The following is an 18,900-nucleotide window of genomic DNA, read 5'->3' as shown; positions in this document are numbered from 1 at the left end:
CTACCCTCGCGTAAACGCCTGGGCCTTGGCCAGACGCGTCTCATAATCAATACGTAACAAAAACACGATGGCGGTCGACATAATAATCAGACTCGAACCACCGTAACTGATCAGCGGCAACGTCAGGCCTTTGGTCGGCAACATCCCGGCCGCGGCACCGACGTTAACCAGCGCCTGGAAGCTGAACCACACGCCAATTGAGCAGGCGAGAAAGCCGGCAAAACGCTGATCGATCTCTAAAGCGCGGCGTCCGATGGACATCGCGCGAAAAGCGACGAAGAATACCATTAACAACGCCAAAACCACACCGATATAACCCAGTTCCTCACCGAGAATGGAGAAGATAAAATCGGTGTGCGCTTCCGGTAAATATTCCAGTTTTTGCACCGAATTTCCCAGCCCCTGCCCCCAGAATTCGCCGCGGCCAAAGGCCATCAGCGACTGGGTTAACTGGTAGCCGCTGCCGAACGGATCTTCCCAGGGATCGAGGAATGAGGTGACGCGGCGCATACGGTAAGGTTCGGCCACGATCAGCAGGCAAACCGCAAAAATTCCCGAGCCGATAATCGCCAGGAACTGCCACAGTTTCGCTCCGGCCAGGAACAGCATCGCCAGCGTGGTGACGAACAGCACCACCACCGTACCCAGATCGGGCTGCGCCAGCAGCAGTACCGCCAGCACCACCATCACGCCCATCGGTTTACAGAAGCCCCAAAAGTTCTGACGCACCTCTTCCACCTTGCGCACCAGATAGCTGGCGAGGTAACAGAACAGCGACAGTTTCGACAGCTCGGCGGGCTGAATACGCAGCGGGCCAAGTGCGATCCAGCGCGATGCGCCGTTAACCGAGCTACCGACCAGCAGCACCACCAGCAGCATCGCCACCGTCACCAGCAGCATCACGTTGCTGTAGCGTTGCCAGAAATCCATCGGGATGCGCAGGGTGACCAGCGCCATGCCGAATGCCAGCAGGATGTAGAACGCATCGCGCTTGGCAAAGTAGAACGGGTCGTCGTTCAGGCGCTGCCCGACCGGCATCGACGCCGACGTCACCATTACAAAGCCGACGATCGCCAGGCCAAAGGTCAGCCACAGCAGCGTGCGGTCATACAACACCATCGAGTTGGTGTCGCTCTCCCGCGTGCCCATCACCCAGCCTTTTATGCGGCTGGTAAGGCCACCGGCCAGGTATCCTGCGAAGCTCAGACCCGGTACGCGCATCAGCCTGCCTCCCGCGCCAGCTGAGCGAACAGGTCGCCACGCTGTTCAAAGTTCTTAAACTGATCGAGGCTGGCACAGGCCGGCGACAGCAGTACCATATCGCCAGGCTGAACCTGAGAGGCAATCTGCTGCACCGCTTCAGCCAGCGTGTCGGTCCGGGTGGCAATCTCCGGGCGCAGCGCGGCCAGTTCAGCACCGTCGCGGCCAAAGCAGAAGGTGCGCACGCGATCCCCCTGCAGATAGCGGGTCAGCGCGCTGAAGTCGGCAGCTTTGCCGTCCCCGCCCAGCAGTAGCCACAGGGTGCCCTTAATCTGTAAACCATTCAGCGCGGCTTCGGTGCTGCCGACGTTGGTGGCTTTCGAGTCGTTAATCCAGCGCACGCCGTTGTGTTCATGCACCAGCTGGAAGCGGTGCGGCAGCCCGCCAAAGGTGGTCAGCGCCTTCAGGCTGCTGGCGCGCGGCAGGCCGACGGCGTCGGCCAGCGCCAGCGCGGCCAGCGCGTTGGTGTAGTTGTGCTGGCCGACCAGGTGCATCTCGGCGGTATCCAGCACTTTTTCCCCGCGCGCGCGCAGCCAGACGCTGCCCTGCTGGCGGTTGAGGTGGTAGTCACCGACGTCGACGCCGAAGCTGACGCAGCGCGGATCGGCACCGCGTACCGGCATGCTCATCGCGTCGTCCGCGTTGACCACGCAGACCGCGGCACCGTCATAAATACGTAACTTGGCGGCGCGATACTGCTGCATCCCCAGCGGGTAGCGATCCATATGATCCTCGGTGACGTTGAGGATGGTCGCCGCGGCCGCCTGCAGGCTGGAGGTGGTCTCCAGCTGGAAGCTGGAGAGTTCCAGCACGTAGAGTTGTGCCGGCTGGGTCAGCAGGGTCAGCGCCGGCAGGCCGATATTGCCGCCCACGCCGACCTGCCAGCCCGCCGCCTTCGCCATCTCGCCCACCATGGTAGTAACGGTGCTTTTGCCGTTAGAGCCGGTGATCGCCACGATCGGCACCTGCGCTTCGCGGCAGAACAGCTCGATATCACCGACGATCTCCACGCCGGCATCCTGTGCCGCCGCCAGCGACGGGTGCGCCAGCGCCATGCCAGGGCTGGCGACGATCAGGTCAGCGTTCTGCAGCCAGTCGTCATTTAACGATCCGAGCCAGCGCTCCACTCCTTTCGGCAGCTTCTCCAGCCCCGGCGGCACGACACGGGTATCCATCACGCGGGGAGTGACTCCCCGCGCTAAAAAGAAATCAACGCAGGAGAGGCCGGTCAGCCCCAGCCCGATGATGACCACTTTTTTACCCTGATAGTCAGCCATGATTAGCGCACCTTCAGCGTTGCCAGGCCAATCAGCACCAGCATCAGTGAAATAATCCAGAAGCGCACGATGACTCGTGGTTCCGGCCAGCCTTTCAGCTCATAGTGGTGATGGATCGGCGCCATGCGGAAAATACGCTGGCCGCGCAGTTTGAACGAGCCGACCTGCAGGATCACCGACAGCGTTTCCACCACAAACACCCCGCCCATGATCACCAGCAGGAACTCCTGGCGCAGCAGCACGGCGATGGTGCCCAGCGCGCCGCCCAGCGCCAGTGAACCGACGTCACCCATAAACACCTGCGCCGGATAAGTGTTAAACCACAGGAAGCCCAGCCCGGCCCCGACGATGGCGGTACAGACGATCACCAGCTCGCCGGCATGGCGCAGGTAAGGGATGTGCAGGTATTCGGCGAACTTCACGTTACCGGTCGCCCAGGCCACCAGCGCAAAGCCGGCGGCAACGAATACCGTCGGCATAATCGCCAGACCGTCCAGCCCGTCGGTCAGGTTGACCGCGTTACTGGTGCCGACGATCACAAAGTAGGTCAGCAGCAGGTAGAGCAGGCCAAGCTGCGGCATCACGTCCTTAAAGAACGGCACCACCAGCTGGGTAGCCGGGGTATCTTTGCCGATGGCATACATGGCAAACGCCACCGCCAGCGCGATCACCGACTGCCAGAAGTATTTCCAGCGGGCAATCAGCCCCTTGGTATCCTTGCGCACCACCTTGCGGTAGTCGTCGACGAAGCCGACGATGCCGTAGCCAACCAGCACAAACAGCACGCACCAGACGTACGGATTAGAGGGATAGGCCCACAGCAGCACCGAGACGGTAATCGAGAAGAGGATCATAATGCCGCCCATGGTCGGCGTGCCGCGCTTGCTGAAATGCGACTCCGGGCCATCGTTGCGCACCACCTGGCCAAAGGACATCTGCTGCAGGCGGGCAATCATCCGCGGCCCCATCCACAGTGAGATAAACAGCGCGGTCAGCAGGCTGACAATGGCGCGAAACGTCAGATAGGAAAAGACGTTAAAGCCGGAATATAAAGAGACCAGATGCTCGGCCAGCCAGACTAACATGTGCCTTTCTCCTGTAAGCTGTGTACTACCTGTTCCATCGCGGCACTGCGGGAACCTTTCACTAATACGGTCATCGTTTTATGTTGTGCCAGCAGCTCGCTGACACGGGCTGAGAGCGCGGCTTTGTCACTGAAATGTTCACCCACGCCGCTGGCATCGCTGATGCCACGGCTGAGCGTGCCCACGCTCAATACTTTGTCGATCCCGGCCAGCCGTGCCGCTTCGCCCACCTGACGGTGGCATTCGGCGGCTTCCGCGCCCAGTTCACCCATATCGCCGACCACCAGCAGGCGGTAGCCGGGCATCTCACCCAGCACCTGCGCGGCGGCGGTCATCGAGCCGACGTTGGCGTTGTAGCTGTCATCCAGCAGCAGCTGCTGTTCATTGAGAACAATCGGGAACAGCCGCCCCGGCACCGCCTGCAGCTGGCTGAGCCCGCTTTGCACCGCGCTGAGCGGAGCACCGACAGAGAGCGCCAGTGCGGTAGCGGCCAGCGCGTTGGCAATGTTATGGCGGCCCGGCAGCGGCAGCGTAATCGCCACCTCGCCCTGCGGGCTGTGCAGCGTAAAGTGGGTGCCGCGCGGCGAGAAACGCACCTCGCTGGCGTAAAAATCGCTGTCGACCTGCGCGTCCGGCGAGAAGCGCCATACCGTTTTACCCTGCAGGCCGGCCTGCCAGTGTGGCCAGTCGTTGCTGTCGGCGTTGAGAATGGCGGTGCCGTGCAGCGGCAGGCCGTTAAAGATTTCGCCCTTCGCTTTCGCCACGCCGGCCAGCGAGCCAAACCCTTCCAGATGCGCGGCGGCGAGGTTGTTGACCAGCGCCGTTTCCGGGCGGGTCAGTTCGGTGGTGTAGGCGATTTCACCCTGGTGGTTGGCACCCAGTTCGATCACCGCGTACTGATGTTCGGCGGTCAGGCGCAGCAGGGTCAGCGGCACGCCGATGTCGTTATTCAGGTTGCCCGCGGTATAGAGGGTTTCACCACACTGGCGCAGGATCGCCGCGGTCATCTCTTTTACCGAGGTTTTGCCGGAAGAGCCGGTCAGCGCCACCACGCGGGCAGCGGACTGCTGGCGAACCCAGCCCGCCAGTTGCCCGAGGGCAATGCGGGTGTCGGCCACCACTACCTGTGAGGCGGAAACGGGTAAGCGCTTACTCACCAGCAGCGCCGCCGAACCGGCGTTCACCGCATCAGCGGCGAAGTCATGGGCGTCGAAGCGTTCGCCCTTCAGGGCGATAAACAGGCAGCCGGCGGTCACTTTACGCGTGTCGGTGGTCAACGCGTTGACGCTCAGGTCGCCGCCGTGCAGCGTACCACCGGCGATCTCTGCCAGCTGTTGCAGGGTAATGGCGATCATGCCAGCACCCCCAGCAGCCGCGCTACGGTAGCGCGGTCGGAGTAGTCAAAGCGCTGGCTGCCGACGATCTGATAATCCTCATGGCCTTTACCGGCCACCAGCACGATATCGCCCTCCTGCGCCTGCATCACCGCGTGGGTGACCGCCTGCGCGCGCCCCGGCATCGCCAGCGCGCGGCCGGGGTCGAGCAGGCCGCTCAGCACGTCGGCGATAATCGCCGCCGGATCTTCGCTTCTCGGGTTATCGTCGGTGACCACCACCACGTCAGCAAACTGTTCGGCAATCGCCCCCATCAGCGGACGCTTGCCTTTATCACGGTCGCCGCCGCAGCCAAACAGGCACCAGAGTTTACCGGTGCAGTGCAGGCGTGCCGCCGCCAGCGCTTTTTCCAGCGCGTCCGGCGTATGGGCGTAGTCAACCACCACCGTCGGTTTGCCGGGGGCGCTGAAGACTTCCATCCGCCCGGTCACCGGCTGCAGCTGGCCGGCGGTCGCCACCAGCGCTGCCAGCGGGTAATCCAGCGCCAGCAGGGTGCCCAGCGCCACCAGCAGGTTGCTGACGTTGAAGGCGCCCATCAGGCGGCTCTCAATGGTGGCGTCGCCCCAGCTTGAGCTGAAGGCGACGGTCGCGCCGCCGTCGTGATAGTCCACGGCGGTGGCCTTCAGCCAGCGGCCATGACAGCCCGGCTGCAGGTTATCTTCCATAGTGACGGCTACCGCATCCGGCAGCTTGCTCAGCCAGCGGCGCCCCACTTCATCGTCGGCGTTGATAATCGCCTGGCCGACCTGGTGTTCGGCAAACAGCAGCCATTTGGCGGCTTCATAGCCGGCCATATCGCCGTGATAGTCGAGGTGATCGCGGCTGAGGTTGGTAAAGGCAGCGGCGGCAAACGGCAGCGCCGCCACGCGGTGCTGCACCAGGCCGTGAGAGGAGACCTCCATCGCGGCCAGAGTCGCCCCCTGTTCTGCCAGCGACGCCAGCAGATGCTGCACGTCGACCGCAGAGCCGGTGGTGTTCTCCGCCGGCGTCAGCTGGCCGTACAGGCCGTTGCCGACGGTGCCCATCACCGCGCCGGTTTCTCCCAGCAGCTGCGCCCACTGTGCCAGCAGCTGGGTGGTGGTGGTTTTCCCGTTGGTCCCGGTAACGCCCACCAGCTTCAGTTTATCGCCCGGCTGGTCATAAAAGCGCCCGGCGAGGGCAGACAGGCGCTGGGAGAGCTGGGCCAGATAAATCACCGGCACGCCGTGCATCTCAACCACATCGCCATCGCTGGCCGCGCCTTCCGCTTCGGCCAGCACCGCCGCCACGCCCTGAGCAATGGCCTGCGGGATAAAACGGCGGCCGTCTGCCGCGTGCCCTTTAATCGCCACAAACAGATCGCCGGCAGCCGCCGCGCGGCTGTCCAGAATCATGTCACGCAGCGGGTGCGCTGGCAGACCAGGCACCCATGGAGCCAGTAAGTCGCGCAGGTTACGATCGGTCACTCGATCCCTCTTTCTTGTTAGTTACAATCTCGTTCTTTTCCGGGGTGGTGAGAGCATCCGGCTCGACGTTCATGGTGCGCAGCACGCCGCCCATAATCGCGCCAAATACCGGTGCAGAAACCGCACCACCGTAATATTTACCCGCCTGGGGATCATTAATCACCACCACCAGCGCAAAACGAGGATTGCTGGCCGGCGCTACGCCGGCGGTGTAAGCAATGTATTTGTTCACGTACTTGCCGTCCGGCCCGACCTTCTTCGCGGTACCGGTTTTAATCGCGATGCGATAGCCCTTAATCGCCGCTTTTACGCCGCCGCCGCCCGGCAGCGCCACGCTCTCCATCATGTGCATGACGGTGCGCACCGTGGCTTCCGGGAAGGCGCGTTGACCCGCCACCGGCGGGTCAACTTTGGTAATCGACAGCGGGCGATAGATGCCATAGCTGCCAATGGTTGCATAGACTCGCGCTAGCTGTAACGGCGTTACCATTAGCCCGTAGCCGAAAGAGAAGGTGGCCCTCTCTATGTCAGACCACCGTTGTTTTTGAGGATATAAGCCACTGCTTTCTCCGACCAACCCCAAATTGGTCGCTTTGCCCAGGCCAAAGTGAGAGTAAGTTTCTACTAACGCACTGGAGGGCATCGCTAACGCCAGCCGAGAAACCCCGACGTTAGACGACTTCTGTAGCACCCCGGTCAGGGTGAGTTCACTGTAACGCGCCACGTCTTTGATCTCGTGGCCATTAATTCGGTAAGGTACGGTGTTCAGTACGCTGTTTTCACGCACCACGCCGCGCTCCAGCGCGGTCATCACCACCATCGGCTTAACCGTCGAACCCGGTTCGAAGATGTCGGTGATCGCGCGGTTACGCATCACGTCTTTGGTGGTGCCGGTGAGATTATTCGGGTTGTAGGCCGGGCTGTTGGCCATCGCCAGCACTTCGCCGGTATTGACATCAACCAGCACCGCGGTACCCGATTCAGCCTTGTTAAAGGCCACCGCGTTGTTCAGTTCACGGTACACCTGCGCCTGCAGGCGTTCGTCAATGCTCAGCGCCAGGTTGTGTGCCGCCTGGCTGTCAACGGAGGAGATATCCTCGATTACGCGGCCGTAGCGGTCTTTACGCACGGTACGTTCACCAGGCTGGCCGGTCAGCCACTTATCGAAGCTCTTCTCAACGCCTTCAATGCCCTGGCCATCAATATTGGTAAAGCCGATCAGGTGAGAGGTCACCTGACCGGCCGGGTAGTAGCGACGGGACTCTTCACGCAGATAGATGCCCGGCAGCTTGAGCTTCTTGATGTAGTCGCCAATCGCCGGGTTGACCTGACGGGCCAGATAGACAAAGCGCCCGTCAGGGTTGGCATTGACGCGGGCGGCCAGCTGGTCGAGAGGAATGGAGAGCGCGTCCGACAGCGCTTTCCAGCGGCTGTCGAGCGTCACGCCGCCCTTCTGGTGCAGCTCCTTCGGATCGGCCCAGATGGCGTTAACCGGCACGCTGACCGCCAGCGGGCGGCCGGCACGATCGCTGATCATGCCGCGTGAGGTCGGTACGGCCTGCACGCGCAGCGAACGCATGTCACCTTCACGCACCAGCCGTTCAGGATTAATCACCTGCAGATACGCCGCGCGGGCCAACAGCCCGACCAGCGCCAGTAAAATACAGCCACACAGCAACGCAAAACGCCAGCTAACAAAGCTGGCCTGATCTTCCGTGCGTTTCGACTTCTGCGTCTTGGTTGCGGCTCTCATTGAGTCCGGATTTCCTTATTGTTCAACCACAATGTGTTCCTGCGAAGGATCAACATGCTGCATTTGAAGTTTCTCCGTTGATGTGCGTTCCACCCGGCTGTGATCGCCCAGGGCGTTCTCTTCCAGGATCAGGTTGCGCCATTCGATATCCAGCGCATCCCGTTCCAGCACCAGCTGTTCGCGCTGCGCGGTCAGCAGGCGCGTTTTATGAGCGGTGGTCACCACCAGCACTGAGGAAACCAGCACCGCGATCAGCAGGATCAGCGGGATCTTAGCGTGGCGAAGGATATCGCCGCCGATCACGCCGGGCAGGCTGTGCCGCTCATTACCGATCATGCTGAGGTCCTCTCCGCAATGCGCAGCACGGAACTTCGCGCGCGTGGGTTCTCAGCGACTTCCGCTTCACCCGGCATCATTTTGCCCAGCGCCTTAAGGTAACGCCCGCCCAGCTTGCTTAGCTGCTCTTCAGTCATCGGCAGGCCGTGTGGCACCTGCGGCCCGCGGCTCTGTTCACGCATAAAGCGCTTCACAATGCGGTCTTCCAGCGAGTGGAAGCTGATCACCGACAGGCGTCCCTCGGGTGCCAGCGCGGTTAATGCGCCCTTCAGCGCCCGCTCGATCTCTTCCAGCTCGCTGTTGACCCAGATTCGAATGGCCTGGAAGCTGCGGGTGGCAGGGTGCTTAAATTTGTCTTTCACCGGCGTGGCAACGTAAATCACATCGGCCAGCTCTTTGGTGCGCGTCATCGGCTGCTCGCGATTGCGTTCAACGATGGCGCGGGCAATACGTTTGGCAAAGCGCTCCTCGCCGAAGGTTTTCAGCACAAATGCGATATCGCTTTCGTCAGCCTGCAGCAGCCATTCGGCGGCAGACTGGCCGCGGGTCGGGTCCATACGCATATCCAGCGGGCCGTCGCGCATAAACGAGAAGCCGCGCTCGGCGTCATCCAGCTGCGGCGAAGAGACGCCTAAATCCAGCAGGATACCGTCGATCTTGCCGGACAAACCGCGCTCTTCCATGTACTCCGCCAGCGCAGAAAACGGGCCGTGGATAATGCTGAAGCGCGGATCGGTAATCTCAGCCGCGGCGGCAATCGCCTGCGGATCGCGGTCGATAGCGAACAGTTTGCCCTGCTCGCCCAGCTGGGAGAGGATCAGGCGTGAGTGACCGCCACGCCCGAAGGTGCCGTCAATGTAGATCCCGTCAGACTTCAGGTTGAGGCCGTTTACCGCCTCGTCTAACAGCACGGTGGTGTGTTTAAAATTATCCTGCATGACTATAGTGACAAATCCTGTAACCGCTCAGACAGCGCCTGCTGAGAGGTGTGCTCTGCGTCAATATCTTCCCTGACTTGTTGATACCAGGTCTGTTCATCCCACAGTTCAAATTTGTTGAACTGTCCAACCAGCATCACTTCTTTGGTCAGGTTCGCGTGCTGACGAAGGGTGTTCGCCAGCAGTAAGCGACCTGCATTATCCATCTGGCATTCGCTTGCATGCCCGAGTAACAGACGCTGAACGCGCCGTTCAGCCGGGATCATGCTGGATAAGCGAGAGAGCTTTTGTTCAATAATTTCCCATTCGGGCAGGGTGTAAAGCAGCAGACATGGCTGATGGAGGTCAATGGTACAGACCATTTGCCCTTCAGATTCCCCGATCAGCGTTTCGCGATAGCGCGTTGGCACGGCAAGCCGCCCTTTACTGTCGAGATTGACTAGCGTTGCCCCACGGAACATGCCCGTTTTAGTCCCCCATCGCCCCGGAACTCCACTTTACACCACAAATTCCCACCAAAAGAGTTTACGAAGGGGAGGAAAACATTGTCAAGCCGCAGGCCTGGCTCATTTTCATTATTTCTGCAAAACAGAAAATGCCGAATTAGTTAAAAAAAGCCTTAACCGGCTCAACACATAAAAATAAACTAATGAATAGTGGCAGGAAATTCGTCTGCAGCGGACGATTGCTCAAATTTATGCCAGTTTAATCGGATAAAAATGAGATCTCCGGCTTTGCGACCCAGGCGGCATTTTAGGTGTTTTCTTAAAATTTGCCCAGCCTTATGGCAGCAGGCCTCAGCGGCAAGGGCGGAGGCGGGCAGCGGATATATTTTGTGTCCATTCAGCCGCGCCGGAAATGACTTTCTTTTACCTGTTTATACCTATATTTACTAAAAATGCACGTAACCGGTTGCAGCAGAGTTAATAGGAACGGGTTGCCGATAAAATAGGTAACAAAAAGTAATAGTGAGCGAAAACAAAGGCAGCCGCAGCTGCCCTGAGAGGAGGGGAACTATTGCCCGGACGGGGACTTGCGGTTTAAACGGCCGCGGCGATAAAGATTACGGCGAATTCGCGTCAGGCCGGGTTTCGGCTTGCGCGGCTCATCCAGACTGGCCAGCACCAGTTCCAGTACCCGTTCAGCCACGTCGCGGTGGCGCTGGCCTACCGCCAGCACCGGGCACTCAAGGAAGTCGAGCAGCTCATGGTCGCCAAAGGTAGCGATCGCCAGATCCTGCGGCAGCCGCCCTTCCCGCTTCAGCGTCACGTCCATCACGCCCTGCAGCAGGCCAAACGAGGTGGTGAACAGCGCCTCCGGCATCGGGTGATCCTGCAGGTAGTTCTCAAACAGCGCCGCCGCCGCGTGGCGTTCGAAGCTGTTGGCGTAGATAAAATCGATCGGGCGTTCATCGCCCTGCCACGCGTCGCGGAAGCCCATTTCGCGTAAGAAACTGACCGACAGCTCCGGTAGCGCGCCCACGAACAGCACCGACTTCACCGGCTGGTTACGTAACTCGGCGGCCAGCGCCTGCGCATCGTCCTGATCGGCACCGACCACGCTGGTAAAATGCTCACGATCCAGCGCGCGATCCAGCGCAATAATCGGCAGCGGATCGTTGATCCAGCGCTGATAAAACGGATGCTCCGGCGGCAGCGACGTGGAGACAATAATCGCATCCACCTGGCGCTGTAACAGATGCTCCACGCAGCGCATTTCGTTGTCGGGCTGGTCTTCTGAGCAGGCGATCAGCAGCTGATAGCCGCGCTGGCGCGCCTGGCGCTCAAGATAGTTGGCGATGCGGGTATAGCTGGTATTTTCCAGATCGGGGATCACCAGACCGATCGAGCGGGTACGCCCGGCACGCAGGCCTGCAGCCACCGCGTTGGGGTGGTAATTGTGCTCCCGCACCACCGCCATCACTTTTTCAACGGTTTTATCGCTGACACGATACTGCTTCGCCTTGCCATTTATGACGTAGCTGGCCGTCGTGCGCGAAACACCCGCGAGGCGCGCAATTTCATCCAGTTTCACTCTAACCCCACACTTCAGACGCGGTAACGGCGGCAAATAGCCACATTACGGCTATGGATAACACATTAATACATCTAACCGCAGAAAAGTTTGGCGGGCAACCGCTTTTCACCGGCGACGAGTGCTTTAAGTAAAAAAATAAAAAAAACCCGGCATTTCGCCGGGTTAGTTCGCTTTAACGCAGAGGAAACCGCGCTTCAGCGCATAATGCGCTCGCCGCGTGAAACGCCAACGATACCGGAGCGGGCCACCTCAACGATTTCGGCCACTTCACGCACGGTGCTGAGGAAGGCGTCCAGCTTGTCGCTGGTGCCGGCCAGCTGAACCGTATAAAGCGACGGCGTGACGTCAACGATCTGACCGCGGAAGATCTCGGCGCTGCGCTTGACCTCTTCCCGGCCGTAGCCGCTGGCCTGGATTTTCACCAGCATGATTTCACGTTCCACGAACGCGCCCTGGCCCAGCTCGCTGACGCGCAGCACGTCCACCAGCTTGTGCAGCTGCTTTTCGATCTGCTCGATCACCTTCTCATCGCCGACGGTCTGAATGGTCATGCGTGACAGGGTTGGATCGTCGGTCGGGGCGACGGTCAGGCTTTCAATGTTGTAGCCGCGCTGGGAGAACAGACCCACCACGCGGGACAATGCGCCGGATTCGTTTTCCAGCAGAACCGATAATACACGACGCATACTTATGTCCTCTCCGTTTTACTCAGCCACATTTCGTCCATACCGCCACCGCGAATATGCATCGGGTAGACGTGTTCCGTCCCGTCGACGTTGACATCAACAAATACCAGCCGCTCGCGGCCCAGCTGCTCCAGCGCCTCGGTCAGCTTCGCTTCCAGCTCGTCCGGGCGGGTGATCGAGATGCCGACGTGACCATAGGCTTCTGCCAGCCGCACGAAGTCAGGCAGCGACTCCATGTAGGACTGCGAATGGCGGCCGGAGTAGATCATGTCCTGCCACTGTTTCACCATGCCGAGGAAACGGTTGTTGAGGTTCAGCACCAGCACCGGAATGCCGTACTGCAGCGCGGTGGAGAGCTCCTGGATATTCATCTGGATACTGCCGTCACCGGTCACGCAGACCACGGTTTCCTGCGGCAGCGCCAGCTTCACACCCAGCGCAGCTGGCAGGCCAAAGCCCATGGTGCCGAGGCCACCGGAGTTGATCCAGCGACGCGGTTTATCAAACTGATAGTAGAGCGCGGCAAACATCTGGTGCTGGCCAACGTCAGAGGTGACGTAAGCCTCGCCGTTGGTCAGGCGACAGATCGTTTCAATCACCGCCTGCGGCTTGATTTTATCGCTGGTACGATCGAATTCCAGGCACTGACGGGCGCGCCACTGCTCAATGCTCTGCCACCAGTCGCGCAGGCTGTCGTAGTTCTGCTTAACATCGCTCTGCGCCAGCAGCTCCAGCATCTGCTGCAGCACCTGTTTCGCATCGCCGACGATCGGCACGTCCGCGGCCACGGTTTTCGAGATCGACGTCGGGTCGATGTCGATATGCAGTACCGTGGCATTCGGGCAGTATTTCGCCAGATTGTTGGTGGTACGGTCATCAAAGCGCACGCCGACGGCGAAGATCACGTCGGAGTTGTGCATGGTCATATTGGCCTCATAGGTGCCGTGCATACCGAGCATGCCCACGCACTGACGGTGGGTGCCAGGGAACGCGCCCAGCCCCATCAGTGAGGTAGTCACCGGCACGTTAAGCTTCTCGGCCAGCTCGCGCAGCTCATCATGGCAGGCCGCGTTGATCACGCCGCCGCCGGCGTAAATCACCGGATGCTTCGCGTTCAGCAGCGTTTGCAGGGCGCGTTTGATTTGCCCTTTATGGCCCTGAGTGGTCGGGTTGTAAGAGCGCATGCTCACCGCATCCGGCCAGACGTAAGGCAGCTTGTTGGCCGGGTTCATCATATCTTTTGGCAGATCCACCACCACCGGGCCAGGACGGCCGCTGGCCGCCAGCCAGAAGGCCTTCTTCATGATGGTCGGGATCTCTTCGACGCTTTTCACCATAAAGCTGTGCTTAACCACCGGACGGGAAATGCCGACCATGTCGCACTCCTGGAAGGCGTCGTAGCCAATCAGGCTGGACATCACCTGGCCAGACAGCACCACCATCGGAATGGAGTCCATATAGGCGGTGGCAATGCCGGTAATCGCATTGGTCGCACCCGGGCCAGAGGTGACCAGCACCACGCCGACATCGCCGGTGGCGCGGGCATAGCCGTCCGCCATATGTACGGCACCCTGTTCATGGCGAACCAGGATGTGATCCACGCCGCCAACGGTTTGCAGAGCGTCATAAATATCAAGGACCGCTCCGCCGGGATAGCCGAATACATGTTTTACGCCCTGATCGATCAACGATCGGACCACCATCTCGGCTCCTGACAACATCTCCATTTTTGCCTCCAGGCTTTCAAGGTACTGATTTATCTGGGTTCGGCACTGTCTGGCCTGCAGATAAGGTCAAAACCTGTTTTTTTATCTGCTTGAAAAAATGGAACTCATTTCCATAATCCAGGTACAGGGTGACGCCTCAGATTTGAGGTTATGGCAAATACCATAACCGTAGAAAAGTTGGCAGGCAAACGTCAAACCCTGCCCACCGTGCGGAATAGTGTGAGTAAGGCTCTGCCGCGTTACCCCTGTCATCGACAATAACACTGAGATTGCGGCGTAATAAAAGCGAAAAGTACTGTAAGGCGGTTATTTTTCAGCGCGATCGTTTTGTTATTAAATCCGTGCACTGGTAAAACCACGGTGGGCCATTCTGACTGACGGTTTTTTTTAGTTTAATCTGCTGGCATTCAACCAGACAGTGAGATAAATCTCCAAATGAGAGTAAACTATCAGGCTCTCAACCCTCAGGTTGAAAATAAACAATAGCATTAAAAATCATAAACATAAATCAACAAAAAGACCGCCATCACGCCAGGAAACCGCCGCTGATTTTTCCCCAACCGCTGGCGACTTTCGCTATTCTTCTGATGCCTGCGCTATCTCCAGAATAATTTTCTTTACCCGCCCGGCACCACGCACTCATTGTAGGGTGATGAAAGTTGACAGCCCCCGCCCTTATCAGGTATCAATAAAGCCACTGTGAATTTACGAGGTCTGAGCCAATGATTCGTTCCACCCGCCTACTCGGTCTACTACTAAACGCATCCTCTTTGCGCGGTAGACTTGTGGGCGGAATCAATCACTGATTCAGACTTGCAAAACCTAAGAAACCCGCGCCAATGCGCGGGTTTTTTTATGCTCGCGGCAACCGGCGAAGCAGACAAGACAAGGAACTATCCAATGAGCCAACAAGTCATTATTTTCGATACCACTCTGCGCGACGGCGAGCAGGCGTTACAGGCCAGCCTGAGTGTGAAAGAAAAGCTGCAGATTGCCCTGGCACTGGAACGCATGGGTGTGGACGTGATGGAAGTCGGCTTCCCGGTCTCTTCGCCGGGCGACTTCGAATCGGTGCAGACCATCGCCCGCCAGATTAAAAACAGCCGGGTGTGTGGCCTGGCACGCTGTGTGGAAAAAGATATCGACGCCGCCTATGAAGCGCTGCGCGTGGCGGAGGCTTACCGCATCCACACTTTCCTGGCGACCTCGCCGATGCATATCGCCACCAAACTGCGCAGCACCCTGCCCGAGGTAATCGAGCGTGCCGTGAAGATGGTAAAACGCGCGCGTAACTACACTGACGATGTGGAGTTCTCCTGCGAAGACGGCGGCCGTACCCCGATTGACGATCTGTGCCGCGTCGTGGAAGCGGCGATCAACGCCGGTGCCACCACCATCAATATCCCTGATACCGTCGGTTATACCCTGCCTTACGAGTACGCCAACATCTTCAGCGCCCTGCGCGACCGCGTGCCGAACATCGATAAAGCGATTCTGTCCGTGCATACCCATGATGACCTGGGCATGGCGGTTGGTAACGCGCTGGCCGCGGTCAACGCCGGTGCCCGCCAGATTGAAGGGGCAATGAACGGTCTGGGCGAGCGCGCCGGTAACTGTGCGCTGGAAGAGACCATCATGGCGATTAAAACCCGTGGTCAGCTGATGAACGTGCACACCCGCATTAACCATCAGGAGATCTACCGCACCTGCCAGACCGTCAGCCAGATCTGCAATATGCCTATCCCGGCGCACAAGGCGATTATCGGCTCCAACGCTTTCGCACACTCTTCCGGTATCCACCAGGACGGCGTGCTGAAGAACCGTGAAAACTACGAAATCCTGACCCCGGAATCGATCGGCCTGAAGCAGGTGCAGCTGAACCTGACCTCCCGCTCCGGCCGTGCGGCGGTAAAACACCGTATGGAAGAGATGGGCTACGACGAGTCTGAATACAATATGGACGCGCTGTATGAGGCGTTCAAAGCGCTGGCCGACAAGAAAGGCCAGGTGTTTGATTATGACCTGGAAGCGCTGGCCTTTATCAACAAACAGTCGGAAGAGCCGGAATACTTCAAGCTGGACACCTTTAACGTGCAGTCCGGCTCCAGCGTCATCGCCACCGCCACCGTTCAGCTGGGCTGCGGCGATGAGCAGAAAACCGAAGCCGCCACCGGTAACGGCCCGGTCGACGCCGTCTACCAGGCGATCAACCGCATCACCGACTTTGACGCCGAGCTGGTCAGCTATCAGCTGACGGCCAAAGGCCACGGTAAAGACGCGCTGGGCCAGGTCGATATCGTGGTGCAGTACAACGACCGTAAGTTCCACGGCGTAGGTCTGGCGACCGATATCGTCGAATCCTCGGCTAAAGCCATGGTTCACGCACTGAACAATATCTGGCGCGCACGTCAGGTCGAGCAGGAACTGCAGCGTAAATCGACTCAACAGGATCAGAAGGAAGCGGTGGAATAATGTCCAGGACTTATCATCTCGCAGTATTACCCGGTGACGGCATCGGCCCGGAAGTGATGGCGCAGGCCAGTAAAGTACTGGACGCGGTTCGCCAGCGCTTCGGTATGCGCATCTCCACCAGCGAATATGACGTTGGCGGCATCGCCATCGACCGTCACGGCGAGCCGCTGCCGGCAGCCACCGTTAAGGGCTGTGAGCAGGCAGATGCAATTCTGTTTGGTTCCGTCGGTGGCCCGAAGTGGGAACACCTGCCGCCGGCAGAGCAGCCGGAGCGCGGCGCGCTGCTGCCGCTGCGTAAGCACTTCCAGCTGTTCAGCAACCTGCGCCCGGCCAGCCTGTATAAAGGGCTGGAAGATTTCTGCCCGCTGCGCCGCGATATCGCCGATAAGGGCTTCGATATCCTGGTGGTGCGTGAACTGACCGGCGGCATCTACTTCGGCCAGCCGAAGGGCCGTGAAGGCAGCGGCATGCACGAGCGCGCCTTCGACACCGAGGTCTATCACCGTTTTGAGATCGAGCGGATTGCGCGTATCGCCTTTGAGTCGGCACGCAAGCGCCGCAATAAAGTGACCTCGATCGATAAAGCCAACGTGCTGCAATCCTCGATCCTCTGGCGTCAGATCGTCACCGAAATCGCGAAGGATTACCCGGACGTGGCGCTGGAGCATATGTATATCGACAACGCCACCATGCAGATGATCAAGGCACCGTCGCAGTTTGACGTGGTGCTGTGCTCGAACCTGTTTGGTGACATTCTGTCTGACGAGTGTGCGATGATCACCGGCTCGATGGGCATGCTGCCGTCTGCAAGCCTGAACGAGCAGGGCTTTGGCCTGTTCGAACCGGCAGGTGGCTCCGCGCCAGATATCGCCGGTAAAAATATCGCTAACCCGATTGCCCAGATCCTGTCGCTGGCACTGCTGCTGCGCTACAGCCTGAATGCTGCCGACGCCGCGGACGCCATTGAGCAGGCGATTAACCGCGCGCTGGCAGAGGGCTACCGTACCGGCGATCTGGCCGGCGGTGGCACGGCGATCGGCACCGATGAAATGGGCGATGTGATTGCCCGGTTTATTCGCGAAGCATAATTATGAAAACACTGTACGAGAAGCTGTTTGACGCGCATGTCGTGCACGAAGCACCCAGTGAAACGCCGCTGATTTATATCGATCGTCACCTCGTTCATGAGGTGACTTCAGCACAGGCGTTTGACGGCCTGCGCGCGCACGGACGCCCGGTGCGTCAGCCGTCTAAAACCTTTGCCACCATGGATCACAACGTCTCCACCCAGTCGCGGGATATCAACGCCAGCGGCGAGATGGCGCGGATCCAGATGTCGATGCTGATCAAAAACTGCGAGGCCTTTGGCGTACAGCTGTTTGACCTCAGCCATCAGTTTCAGGGCATCGTCCACGTAATGGGCCCCGAACAGGGGCTGTCACTGCCCGGCATGACCATCGTCTGCGGCGATTCCCACACCTCGACCCACGGCGCGCTGGGCGCGCTGGCGTTCGGCATCGGCACCTCGGAAGTGGAGCACGTGCTGGCCACCCAGACGCTGAAACAGGCGCGGGCGAAAACCATGAAGGTGGAAGTGCGCGGACAAACGGCGCCCGGCATCACCGCGAAAGATATCGCGCTGGCGATTATCGGCAAAACCGGCAGCGGCGGCGGCAACGGCCACGTGGTCGAATTCTGCGGTGAGGCGGTGGCCGCCCTGAGCATGGAAGGCCGCATGACGCTGTGCAATATGGCGATTGAGCTGGGCGCGAAGGCGGGCCTGGTGGCGCCGGATGACACCACCTTTAACTATGTTAAAGGACGTCGTTTTGCGCCGAAAGAGACGGAGTGGGAGCAGGCGGTGGCGTACTGGCGTACGCTCAGGACCGACGAGGGTGCAACGTTTGATAAGGTGGTCACGCTGGATGCCGCCGGCATCGCGCCGCAGGTTACCTGGGGTACTAATCCAGGCCAGGTGATCGCCGTCAGCGATCCGATCCCCGATCCGGCCTCGTTCAGCGATCCGGTGGAACGCGCTTCCGCTGAGAAGGCGCTGGCCTATATGGATCTGCAGCCCGGCGTGCGCCTGACCGAAGTGAAGATCGATAAGGTCTTTATCGGATCCTGCACTAACTCACGCATTGAAGATCTGCGCGCCGCGGCGGCGGTGGTCAAAGGACATAAGATCGCCGGCGGCGTTCAGGGTTACGTGGTGCCGGGTTCCGGCCCGGTAAAAGCGCAGGCGGAAGCCGAAGGGCTGGATAAGATCTTTATCGACGCCGGCTTTGAGTGGCGTCTGCCGGGCTGCTCAATGTGCCTGGCGATGAACAACGATCGCCTCAATCCGGGCGAGCGTTGCGCCTCCACCAGCAACCGCAACTTTGAAGGACGCCAGGGGCGCGGCGGCCGTACTCATCTGGTCAGCCCGGCGATGGCCGCGGCAGCAGCGGTGGCCGGCCACTTTGCTGATATTCGCGAACTGGCGTAAGG

General features: G+C 59.7%; 16 protein-coding genes. 4 read left to right on the top strand and 12 right to left on the bottom strand.

From position 1 onward, the window contains the following. The 12 genes from ftsW to ilvI form a co-directional block, all read right to left on the bottom strand. Nucleotides 1-1,221 carry a cell division protein FtsW gene (ftsW, locus tag ASF13_RS10870; protein ID WP_056236010.1) on the bottom strand — a complete coding sequence of 407 codons (1,221 nt, stop codon included), beginning with the start codon at nucleotides 1,219-1,221 and terminating at the stop codon, nucleotides 1-3. Continuing rightward, entirely contained in the window at nucleotides 1,221-2,537 is a 1,317-nt protein-coding gene (gene murD, locus ASF13_RS10865) for a UDP-N-acetylmuramoyl-L-alanine--D-glutamate ligase (RefSeq protein WP_056236006.1), read from the bottom strand. Before murD ends, ftsW begins: the two co-directional genes overlap by 1 nt. 2 nt (nucleotides 2,538-2,539) lie before the next feature. Then, entirely contained in the window at nucleotides 2,540-3,622 is a 1,083-nt protein-coding gene (gene mraY, locus ASF13_RS10860) for a phospho-N-acetylmuramoyl-pentapeptide-transferase (RefSeq protein WP_056236003.1), read from the bottom strand. Further along, nucleotides 3,616-4,977: a UDP-N-acetylmuramoyl-tripeptide--D-alanyl-D-alanine ligase gene (gene murF, locus ASF13_RS10855; RefSeq protein WP_056236000.1), complete on the bottom strand. Its 1,362-nt coding sequence runs from the start codon at nucleotides 4,975-4,977 to the stop codon at nucleotides 3,616-3,618. The genes mraY and murF overlap by 7 nt, the downstream gene beginning before the upstream one ends. Continuing rightward, on the bottom strand, nucleotides 4,974-6,461 hold the full coding sequence (murE, locus tag ASF13_RS10850; protein WP_056235995.1) for a UDP-N-acetylmuramoyl-L-alanyl-D-glutamate--2,6-diaminopimelate ligase: 1,488 nt from the start codon (nucleotides 6,459-6,461) through the stop codon (nucleotides 4,974-4,976). The genes murF and murE overlap by 4 nt, the downstream gene beginning before the upstream one ends. Continuing rightward, complete coding sequence (locus ASF13_RS10845; protein WP_056235992.1) at nucleotides 6,448-8,214, bottom strand: peptidoglycan glycosyltransferase FtsI; 1,767 nt, start codon at nucleotides 8,212-8,214, stop codon at nucleotides 6,448-6,450. The genes murE and ASF13_RS10845 overlap by 14 nt, the downstream gene beginning before the upstream one ends. Before the next feature lie 15 nt (nucleotides 8,215-8,229). Next, nucleotides 8,230-8,550: a cell division protein FtsL gene (gene ftsL / locus ASF13_RS10840; protein WP_056235989.1), complete on the bottom strand. Its 321-nt coding sequence runs from the start codon at nucleotides 8,548-8,550 to the stop codon at nucleotides 8,230-8,232. Further along, nucleotides 8,547-9,488: a 16S rRNA (cytosine(1402)-N(4))-methyltransferase RsmH gene (gene rsmH / locus ASF13_RS10835; RefSeq protein WP_056235985.1), complete on the bottom strand. Its 942-nt coding sequence runs from the start codon at nucleotides 9,486-9,488 to the stop codon at nucleotides 8,547-8,549. Before rsmH ends, ftsL begins: the two co-directional genes overlap by 4 nt. 2 nt (nucleotides 9,489-9,490) lie before the next feature. Beyond that, nucleotides 9,491-9,949, bottom strand: coding sequence for a division/cell wall cluster transcriptional repressor MraZ (gene mraZ / locus ASF13_RS10830; protein WP_056235982.1), 459 nt, complete (start codon nucleotides 9,947-9,949; stop codon nucleotides 9,491-9,493). 553 nt (nucleotides 9,950-10,502) lie between these two features. Beyond that, nucleotides 10,503-11,522 carry a catabolite repressor/activator gene (gene cra / locus ASF13_RS10825; protein ID WP_056235979.1) on the bottom strand — a complete coding sequence of 340 codons (1,020 nt, stop codon included), beginning with the start codon at nucleotides 11,520-11,522 and terminating at the stop codon, nucleotides 10,503-10,505. 197 nt (nucleotides 11,523-11,719) lie between these two features. Continuing rightward, nucleotides 11,720-12,211 carry an acetolactate synthase small subunit gene (gene ilvN, locus ASF13_RS10820; protein ID WP_056235976.1) on the bottom strand — a complete coding sequence of 164 codons (492 nt, stop codon included), beginning with the start codon at nucleotides 12,209-12,211 and terminating at the stop codon, nucleotides 11,720-11,722. A 2-nt stretch (nucleotides 12,212-12,213) separates the two neighbouring features. Beyond that, on the bottom strand, nucleotides 12,214-13,938 hold the full coding sequence (gene ilvI, locus ASF13_RS10815) for an acetolactate synthase 3 large subunit (protein WP_056235973.1): 1,725 nt from the start codon (nucleotides 13,936-13,938) through the stop codon (nucleotides 12,214-12,216). A 722-nt stretch (nucleotides 13,939-14,660) separates the two neighbouring features. On the opposite strand from ilvI, the gene leuL reads away from it, so the two are divergent. The 4 genes from leuL to leuC all read left to right on the top strand — a co-directional run bounded on the left by leuL (nucleotide 14,661) and on the right by leuC (nucleotide 18,898). Next, nucleotides 14,661-14,744, top strand: a complete 84-nt coding sequence (gene leuL / locus ASF13_RS25310) for a leu operon leader peptide (protein ID WP_099753877.1) — start codon at nucleotides 14,661-14,663, stop codon at nucleotides 14,742-14,744. 94 nt (nucleotides 14,745-14,838) lie between these two features. Next, entirely contained in the window at nucleotides 14,839-16,410 is a 1,572-nt protein-coding gene (leuA, locus tag ASF13_RS10810) for a 2-isopropylmalate synthase (protein WP_056235966.1), read from the top strand. After that, a complete protein-coding gene (leuB, locus tag ASF13_RS10805) occupies nucleotides 16,410-17,498 on the top strand; it encodes a 3-isopropylmalate dehydrogenase (protein ID WP_056235964.1) in 1,089 nt (362 codons plus the stop codon). Before leuA ends, leuB begins: the two co-directional genes overlap by 1 nt. Continuing rightward, nucleotides 17,498-18,898: a 3-isopropylmalate dehydratase large subunit gene (gene leuC, locus ASF13_RS10800; protein ID WP_056235961.1), complete on the top strand. Its 1,401-nt coding sequence runs from the start codon at nucleotides 17,498-17,500 to the stop codon at nucleotides 18,896-18,898. The genes leuB and leuC overlap by 1 nt, the downstream gene beginning before the upstream one ends. Nucleotides 18,899-18,900 lie beyond the last annotated feature (2 nt).

Origin of the sequence: Erwinia sp. Leaf53, assembly GCF_001422605.1 — a bacterium.
GTDB lineage: Bacteria > Pseudomonadota > Gammaproteobacteria > Enterobacterales > Enterobacteriaceae > Erwinia.
The sequence above is the reverse complement of the archived record's forward strand: the minus strand, read 5'-3'. Positions and strand labels throughout refer to the sequence as shown.

Excerpts from the sequence above, each read along its gene's own strand:
- ftsW (WP_056236010.1), bottom strand. The coding sequence starts at position 1,221 with ATGCGCGTACCGGGTCTGAGCTTCGCAGGATACCTGGCCGGTGGCCTT.
- ftsL (WP_056235989.1), bottom strand. The coding sequence starts at position 8,550 with ATGATCGGTAATGAGCGGCACAGCCTGCCCGGCGTGATCGGCGGCGAT.
- murF (WP_056236000.1), bottom strand. The coding sequence starts at position 4,977 with ATGATCGCCATTACCCTGCAACAGCTGGCAGAGATCGCCGGTGGTACG.
- mraZ (WP_056235982.1), bottom strand. The coding sequence starts at position 9,949 with ATGTTCCGTGGGGCAACGCTAGTCAATCTCGACAGTAAAGGGCGGCTT.
- mraY (WP_056236003.1), bottom strand. The coding sequence starts at position 3,622 with ATGTTAGTCTGGCTGGCCGAGCATCTGGTCTCTTTATATTCCGGCTTT.
- ilvI (WP_056235973.1), bottom strand. The coding sequence starts at position 13,938 with ATGGAGATGTTGTCAGGAGCCGAGATGGTGGTCCGATCGTTGATCGAT.
- leuA (WP_056235966.1), top strand. The coding sequence starts at position 14,839 with ATGAGCCAACAAGTCATTATTTTCGATACCACTCTGCGCGACGGCGAG.
- ilvN (WP_056235976.1), bottom strand. The coding sequence starts at position 12,211 with ATGCGTCGTGTATTATCGGTTCTGCTGGAAAACGAATCCGGCGCATTG.
- ASF13_RS10845 (WP_056235992.1), bottom strand. The coding sequence starts at position 8,214 with ATGAGAGCCGCAACCAAGACGCAGAAGTCGAAACGCACGGAAGATCAG.
- rsmH (WP_056235985.1), bottom strand. The coding sequence starts at position 9,488 with ATGCAGGATAATTTTAAACACACCACCGTGCTGTTAGACGAGGCGGTA.
- murD (WP_056236006.1), bottom strand. The coding sequence starts at position 2,537 with ATGGCTGACTATCAGGGTAAAAAAGTGGTCATCATCGGGCTGGGGCTG.
- leuB (WP_056235964.1), top strand. The coding sequence starts at position 16,410 with ATGTCCAGGACTTATCATCTCGCAGTATTACCCGGTGACGGCATCGGC.
- leuL (WP_099753877.1), top strand. The coding sequence starts at position 14,661 with ATGATTCGTTCCACCCGCCTACTCGGTCTACTACTAAACGCATCCTCT.